Source organism: Patescibacteria group bacterium, assembly GCA_041660565.1.
Lineage (GTDB): Bacteria > Patescibacteriota > UBA1384 > CAJBMM01 > CAJBMM01 > JBAZWC01.
Window position 1 is genome coordinate 1 of record JBAZWC010000007.1, and the last position, 6,802, is coordinate 6,802.

Below are 6,802 nucleotides of genomic sequence, written 5' to 3' on the forward strand. Positions count from 1 at the left end.
ACTTAATTAACGCACTGCAGGATGGTGTTATTGGTGGCGCCGGGCTTGATGTGATTACGGGAGAGATAAACGGAGAAATTAGCGAAAGCCCAATAGTGCAGTATGCGAAGGAACATAATAATGTCATTATCACACCTCACATTGGTGGAGCGACCTTTGACGAAATGAGGGTGGTAGAAGAGTTTATTACAAAAAAAATTATCAAAATCCAAGAAGCAGCGAGGTTGGTAAAGATTTAAGGGTGGGGAACAATGGGAAGCTCTAATGGTAAAGGTATAAAATTATATGAGCCGGTGTTTGTTTTTATATGAGCATTTGGTAGTTTAAAAATAACTATATGTACTACGTTGTAAACACGACAATAAATAAGCCAACTTTTATTGAGGCATATATCAATGATTTTAAAGCGCACGGACATGATTTTATGTTTGTGATTGCTGGAGATTTAAAAACACCAAGCGTAGTCCAGGGATTCTGCAACCAGTATGCCGGGGTAACGTATTTAGATGTAAAAGCGCAGATAAAAGAATTTAAGAGATTGGCAATAACTAAACATATTCCTTTTAATTCGATTGACCGGCGTAATTTTGCTTACTTGTTTTGTATTAAACAGGGTATGCGATCAGACGACGTTCTAATCACTTTGGATGACGATAACCTATTAAAAGAAACTGATTTTTTAAGCAAACATAGCAGCGGCGTCTATAGCGGAAAAGTGGTGGAAGCTGGTAGCCCTACTTGGTATAACGCCTTAGAACCTTTTTATGATGAGCCGATATTCATGAGAGGCTTCTCGCCGTTCGACCGTCAGAAAAATAAGGAGAGAAAGGTTAGAAGAAAGCAAAAAAAAGTAAAGATCGCAATGAACCAAGGGTTGTGGGAACATAACCCGGACGTGGATGCGATTGAGAGAATAAAAGGATTACGGGGAGATTATAAAGTGCAACGTAAAGAACAATTGGTGTTAGGTAAAAATATGATCTGCCCTCTTGATACACAGAATACTGCTTATCTTAATAGTTTTTGGTTGACAGCGTTTTTGTGCCCGTTTGTTGGCAGGTTTGATGACATCTATTCTTCATATATCAGTAAGTTCTTAGCAGATCAGTTAGGATTGGCGGTGTCGTATGGGTCGCCAGTAGTAACGCAACATCGTAACGACCATCATAATTACCAGGACTTTTTGCTGGAGTTGCATGGTATGGCAATGACCGAAACGTTTGTTAATTTCTTGTGGTCGCTTGACCTAAAAGCAAAGTCTTTGCTGGGCGGATATGAAGAAATTGCCGTACGGATAGACGAAGAATATTCGGAATTTAACCTGTGCGCTGGCAAGCGGGGAAAGGTAAAAAATATTTGGAGCTTAGCTCAGATGTCGGTCGGCATGAAACTTTGGTTAGAGGCGTTAGATAAGTTGGGTGTGGGTGATCCGGGGACATTGCGAGTATCAAAGCAGTGTGAATCCAGTAAAGTAAAAATTAAGCAATGACCATTAAAAAGATCTTAATTGTCCCTTCCAAGCGACTGCAAATAAATTATGTGGAATTAATTAAAAATAGAGTATATCGTCAGGAGCTGCCCCATCACGCCGAAATACAATATGCTGGAGATTTGCCAAGTGTCTTAGGACCAGACAATGTTTTTGTTATCGGCCAATATTATCCATCGGTATTTGCCGCTAATTTCCCGCTGTCTTGCCCATATCCTTCTTGTCATGGTGCTACCAGGCCAACATTTATTAAGAGAAAGCAGATTGACAAGACCTTGCGTCAGGTTGACGCGGTGATTATTTCGGCTATCGGGGAGCCTGATCTGATTGCGCAGGTTATCAAAAGAGCTAGACGATTCAATTTACCAGTAGCAATATTGGATATTCCTGACTATGACACCCTCTACGGTGATCCGGATATATATGAGCACTTAACACTTGATTTCAAAGTAAGAAGGGATTACGACATATATTTTAAAAAGGACTTACCCAAGGGCTTCGGAACGGATCTGATACTACCATTTGGACCGATTCCGGTCAGGCCATCATCATACCACTTTATCGAAAAACAAAAGACTAAGTCGGTATTTTATAATGGGCGAAAGCGTGAAGACCAATCGTCACCGGAACGGGCTCAAATAGTAGAGGCAGTGCAGGAAAAGATACCAGACACGAATATTATGATGCATGACGATCGGTCGACCTTTATCACCAACCGTCAATATTGGGACTTTTTGTCGCAAGCTAGGGTAGCATTATCTCCATCTGGCCGCTGTTGGGATTCGTTTAGACATTGTGAGGTTGGTCTAGCACCCAATGTTGCCATTATGTTGCCGAAACCATTTATTGAAACCTGTGGGCCGCCGATTAGGGATGGACATAATGCAATTGTGTATGATGTCGTATTACGCGACCGTCGCTATTATTTAGCTGATGCAAATGTGACGTTACAAAAACTAAAGAATTACTTGCAAAAACCAGAAGAACTGGAACGGCTAGCCAAGAATTGGCGACAAGATGTTTTGAGTGGACATACTGTAGAAGCCCGCAGCCGGTACTTAATTAACATGATGCGGGAAAAATTATAAGATATGCTACCGACTGTCTTAACAAAGGAAGTGGCCAGTCATCCGCTGACATTTTTACTGATTGGCGCGAGCGGTGGATTACCAGAACATTGGCGGCCATACGATAATCTGCTGAACATCATTGGTTTTGAGCCAGATCCTAATTCTTATCGCAATCTACCACAGTTGGATAATCAACATTATATTAATATTGGTTTGTTGGATCACCGTGACTCGGTTACACTTTACCAAACTAAAAATCCAGCTGTTTCTTCAATTTATAAGCCAAACCAGGATTTTTTAGACCGGTTTGCGGTTGCCGACTACTTTCACTTAACAGGTCAATCGGAAGTAAAAGTCGACACACTGGACAATCTTAATCAGGAAGGTTTGGTAACGAGTGGTGACTTTTTGCAACTAGATACGCAAGGTTCTGAACTGCTCATTCTGCAGGGTGGAAATATATTTTTGCAGAAATATGGGTTTGGCGTGGAAGTTGAGATCGAGTTCGCGCCACTTTACCAGAAACAGCCGCTATTTCCCCAGGTTGACGAGTATTTGCAATCTCTTGGTTTCTATCTTTTTGATATAAGGCCGCAATACTTCAAGCGCAAGATCGGTTTAAACTATGGGAACCGGAAAGGACAATTATTAGCTGGGGATGCCTTATATCTTAGAAATATGACTAGCTACTTCCATCTATTAAATAACTGGCCGCCTGATCAGCAAAAACTGAAAATATATTATGCGGTACTGATTTGCCTACACTATGGGTATCTTGATTATGCCCTGGAGCTAACCAATAATTCTGATGGTTGGTTGTCCGACGATGAAATCGGCCGGCTGACAAATTCAATTAAAGCTATTCGTTCTACGGAAAGAATTCTGCCTGATTTCCCGGGACGCGGTCGCTTATCAAAATATTTTCAAACAATTGCAGACTGGCTGCGAGCACCAAACTCTCGTGGGCGTCTACGAGGTACTCTTGGCAATGTAAAAATAGATCATTGATGTATTCAGTTAAGCTCTCCCACCGTTAATTGGTGCCAGTTGATTTTTAACAGCCAAATCGGGACAATAACCCAGACTAAACCCATGATGGCATAGGCTAGAGCGAAGCCTGTTTCATGCCATTGGCTGCCTAACCACAACAGCAATATTAATCGGACAATCGGACAAATTAAATTACATTTAACGAGAGCGTCTTTACGGTTATTCATATTGGCAAAATTGACCAGATAAAGGGCAATCGGATGGAAAATCATTGCCGTGGCTGCTATATAGGCTAGCGGTAGGGCTGGTTGATAAGATTCGCCAAAAAATCTGATCAACAACAGTTTTACTGCGACAACAGTAATTAAGGCGAAAACCAACCCAAAAACCCCAGTAATTGCTAATTCGTGCCAGTAGATTTGTTTACGTCCGCTTAAGCGGGGACTGGTTGTTTGAAAGAAACCTTTTACTGCTAATTGCAAATAATTCGGGATAATCAGGGCGATTGAATAAACCGCCAAAGCGGAGGGTGAAATAATTATTCCTACTAGTACCTTATCTAAATTAGCCACAATGGTCTTAAGCCAACTTAATTTCGACAAGAACATTCCATAAGACTTCCAGTCGGCGTTGACGTTATCGTTCTTTACGTTTCGTTTGTAAAACCAGATTAAGCCTTGGTTCAAGATTAGGTTGATGAGCAAATACATCGAAAAAACAACGAGCAGATTTCCCTGGCTAAGCCAAATCGATAAACCAACAAAGCAGAGAACAGCACCGGATCTTAGTGATGTAAACAACGAGTATTGTTTCCACAGCTGACGACCTTTAACGAAATCTTCCCAGGTTGGTGCCAAGTAATTCCAGGGGGCGAGTAGACCGGATAAAACAAGAGCGAAACCGATCCGGGTTTGGCCAAGTTGCCAATAATAACAGCCTAGTCCGCTCAGGACAGGTAAGGCGAGCCAGCTCCACTGCCAACGTAGTCTTGACGCCCGACGCAAGATACCTTCTTTGCCTTGAGCTGCGTCACGAACAATGACAGTATCTAATCCTTTCAATGAGATGACGGCCGTCATGGAAATGATTGAGACGACTAGTTGGAATTCACCAAATACTTCTTTGGATGCCAAATGGGCAAAAAGAATGGCGAGGATTAAGCCGCTGGCAGCCTGCACTATATTACTAAACACTGACCACCAACCACTTCTTAAATAATGCGCGACATCAAATTTAAATTGTGCTTGTAAAAAGTCCTCGACGGCTGGCCAATGAATTGCTTTCATCGGTTAATTTTACCCTATTGCGGGTTATACAACATACTCCGTGGACGGACACCGGCCTCGCAAGAGTAAGGATGGGCGAAAAGCAACGGCGATAGCAGCTATTTGGTGTGGGGTGCACATTGTTGGGCACAGATGCTATTGACGGCAGTGAGGCTTATACAAATCAATTTTTCCGCTAGTGACAGGCTTTGCCCATGTGAGGCTTGTCAGCTATGATTCACGTAATGAAGGTAAACCTACAAGCTTATACTAGAGAATTGATTTCTTTGCCATGTAATTTATGCGGTGGTGTGGAGGTAACACCTTTTTGTCATAGTGAAAAGTATGGTCTGCCGCTGACAGCCGTAATGTGTAAAGGATGCGGTCTCATGTTTATCAATCCTCGTCCGGCTGATGATCAATATGCCGAATTAAATAAAGCAGATTATCGGAAAGCGGCGATTGGTACTGATAGCGGTCTTAACCATATTTTCAATAAGCAATATCAGCATGCTGAAAAGACGATGATTCCTCTGGTCCGGGAACAAATTAAGCTTCCAGTAAAATCTTTACTAGATATTGGCTGCTGCAACGGTGGTACGATGGCGGCCTGGATGAAGTATGATGCTAAAATTGTAACCTACGGAGTGGAACCAGTGATTCGGGTAGCGGAAGACGCGACGCGCCGTACCGGTAGTCAAATTTTTCAGGGGCTATTTGAGGACTTTGTGACAGATAAGAAATTTGATTTGATCATCTGTGCCCAAACTCTTAATCACACACTAGATCCTAAAGGTAATCTGATGAAAATAAAAACAATGTTGTCGCCTAACGGGCTCCTATTTTTAAGTTTGTATGATGCAGTTAGTACAGTATTAAATCGTCCAATAAATCAAATGGTTGAGATTATGCACCCTTTTATGTTTAATGATGAAAGTACTCGTTACTTATTAGCGAAAACAGGATTTGAAATCGTAAATATCAACAGTCCCCGCTTTGATGGCAAGAAAATGAAAGCCAGAGATATTATGCGGATAATGACTGCTAGAATTCTAGTACTGGCAAGACCAGCATTATCGCCACCTGTCACAGTGTCGCAGCCGGCAACGAGTAAAATATTAAAGCGTTTGCGTCACAACCAGGAATTTTATCAGCGGTGGGCGGCTAGGATAGAAGGGTGGCGACAACCTAATATTTGGCGACGGATTTATAGAAGTTTGAATAGATAATTAGAGGCAGGAAGAAATACGGAATGACAGTGAAGAGGATGGTTGATTTATAAATATGGCGTTTATATACTGAACTTGATAATTTGTAAATGATCAAAACAGATAAAATATATATCGCAGGACATAGTGGATTAGTTGGGTCTGCATTGATGAGGTTGTTAACTAAAGAAGGATTTAATAATTTGGTGTATCAAACCAGGGATGAACTGGATTTGCAAAACAAACTTGATGTTGATAGGTGGTTTGCTCATGTAAGACCAAAATATGTAATAATTGCTGCAGCACGAGTAGGCGGAATTCTAGATAATGACACGCATCCGGTTGAGTTCTTGTATGAAAACTTGATGATTGCATCAAACGTAATACATGCGGCGCACGAATATGGAGTAGAAAAATTATTAAATCTGGGCAGTGCTTGTATTTATCCGAAGGATAGCCAGCAACCGATCAAGGAGGAATACTTTATGACGGGAAAACTTGAACCGACCAATGATGCTTATGCCATCGCCAAAATAGCGGCAATAAAGTTATGCCAGGCATACCACCGCCAGTATGGCGACAATTTTATTTCAGCTATGCCCACTAATTTATATGGTCCGGGTGATACTTTTAACGATAATTACGCCCATGTATTGCCGGCACTATTGCATAAGTTAGTCGTCGCGAAAGAAACGAACCAGCCGTTTATTAAAGTCTGGGGTTCGGGCAAGCCGAGAAGGGAATTTATGTTTGTGGACGATCTTGCGCGCGCTTTATTGT

General features: G+C 41.7%; 7 protein-coding genes. 6 read left to right on the forward strand and 1 reads right to left on the reverse strand.

All coding sequences use genetic code 11. The features are described 5' to 3' along the window. The 4 genes from WC773_04755 to WC773_04770 all read left to right on the forward strand — a co-directional run. On the forward strand, positions 1 to 239 hold a 239-nt coding region (locus WC773_04755), incomplete at its 5' end, for an NAD(P)-dependent oxidoreductase (protein ID MFA6082685.1). Between the two features lie 98 nt (positions 240 to 337). After that, complete coding sequence (locus WC773_04760) at positions 338 to 1,489, forward strand: hypothetical protein (GenBank protein ID MFA6082686.1); 1,152 nt, start codon at positions 338 to 340, stop codon at positions 1,487 to 1,489. Beyond that, positions 1,486 to 2,577, forward strand: a complete 1,092-nt coding sequence (locus tag WC773_04765; protein ID MFA6082687.1) for a glycosyltransferase — start codon at positions 1,486 to 1,488, stop codon at positions 2,575 to 2,577. The genes WC773_04760 and WC773_04765 overlap by 4 nt, the downstream gene beginning before the upstream one ends. A gap of 3 nt (positions 2,578 to 2,580) precedes the next feature. Next, a complete protein-coding gene (locus tag WC773_04770; protein MFA6082688.1) occupies positions 2,581 to 3,567 on the forward strand; it encodes an FkbM family methyltransferase in 987 nt (328 codons plus the stop codon). Between the two features lie 5 nt (positions 3,568 to 3,572). On the opposite strand, the gene WC773_04775 is transcribed toward WC773_04770, so the two are convergent. Further along, positions 3,573 to 4,835 (reverse strand): hypothetical protein, encoded by a 1,263-nt coding sequence (locus WC773_04775; protein ID MFA6082689.1) that lies wholly within the window; start codon positions 4,833 to 4,835, stop codon positions 3,573 to 3,575. Between the two features lie 224 nt (positions 4,836 to 5,059). Here WC773_04775 and WC773_04780 point away from each other — a divergent pair, with 224 nt between their 5' ends. Both WC773_04780 and WC773_04785 read left to right on the forward strand, forming a co-directional pair. Next, positions 5,060 to 6,043: a class I SAM-dependent methyltransferase gene (locus tag WC773_04780; protein MFA6082690.1), complete on the forward strand. Its 984-nt coding sequence runs from the start codon at positions 5,060 to 5,062 to the stop codon at positions 6,041 to 6,043. 89 nt (positions 6,044 to 6,132) lie between these two features. Beyond that, positions 6,133 to 6,802: NAD-dependent epimerase/dehydratase family protein (locus tag WC773_04785; GenBank protein MFA6082691.1), on the forward strand; the 670-nt coding region annotated here is incomplete at its 3' end.

Excerpts from the sequence above, each read along its gene's own strand:
- WC773_04760 (MFA6082686.1), top strand. The coding sequence starts at position 338 with ATGTACTACGTTGTAAACACGACAATAAATAAGCCAACTTTTATTGAG.
- WC773_04765 (MFA6082687.1), top strand. The coding sequence starts at position 1,486 with ATGACCATTAAAAAGATCTTAATTGTCCCTTCCAAGCGACTGCAAATA.
- WC773_04770 (MFA6082688.1), top strand. The coding sequence starts at position 2,581 with ATGCTACCGACTGTCTTAACAAAGGAAGTGGCCAGTCATCCGCTGACA.
- WC773_04775 (MFA6082689.1), bottom strand. The coding sequence starts at position 4,835 with ATGAAAGCAATTCATTGGCCAGCCGTCGAGGACTTTTTACAAGCACAA.
- WC773_04780 (MFA6082690.1), top strand. The coding sequence starts at position 5,060 with ATGAAGGTAAACCTACAAGCTTATACTAGAGAATTGATTTCTTTGCCA.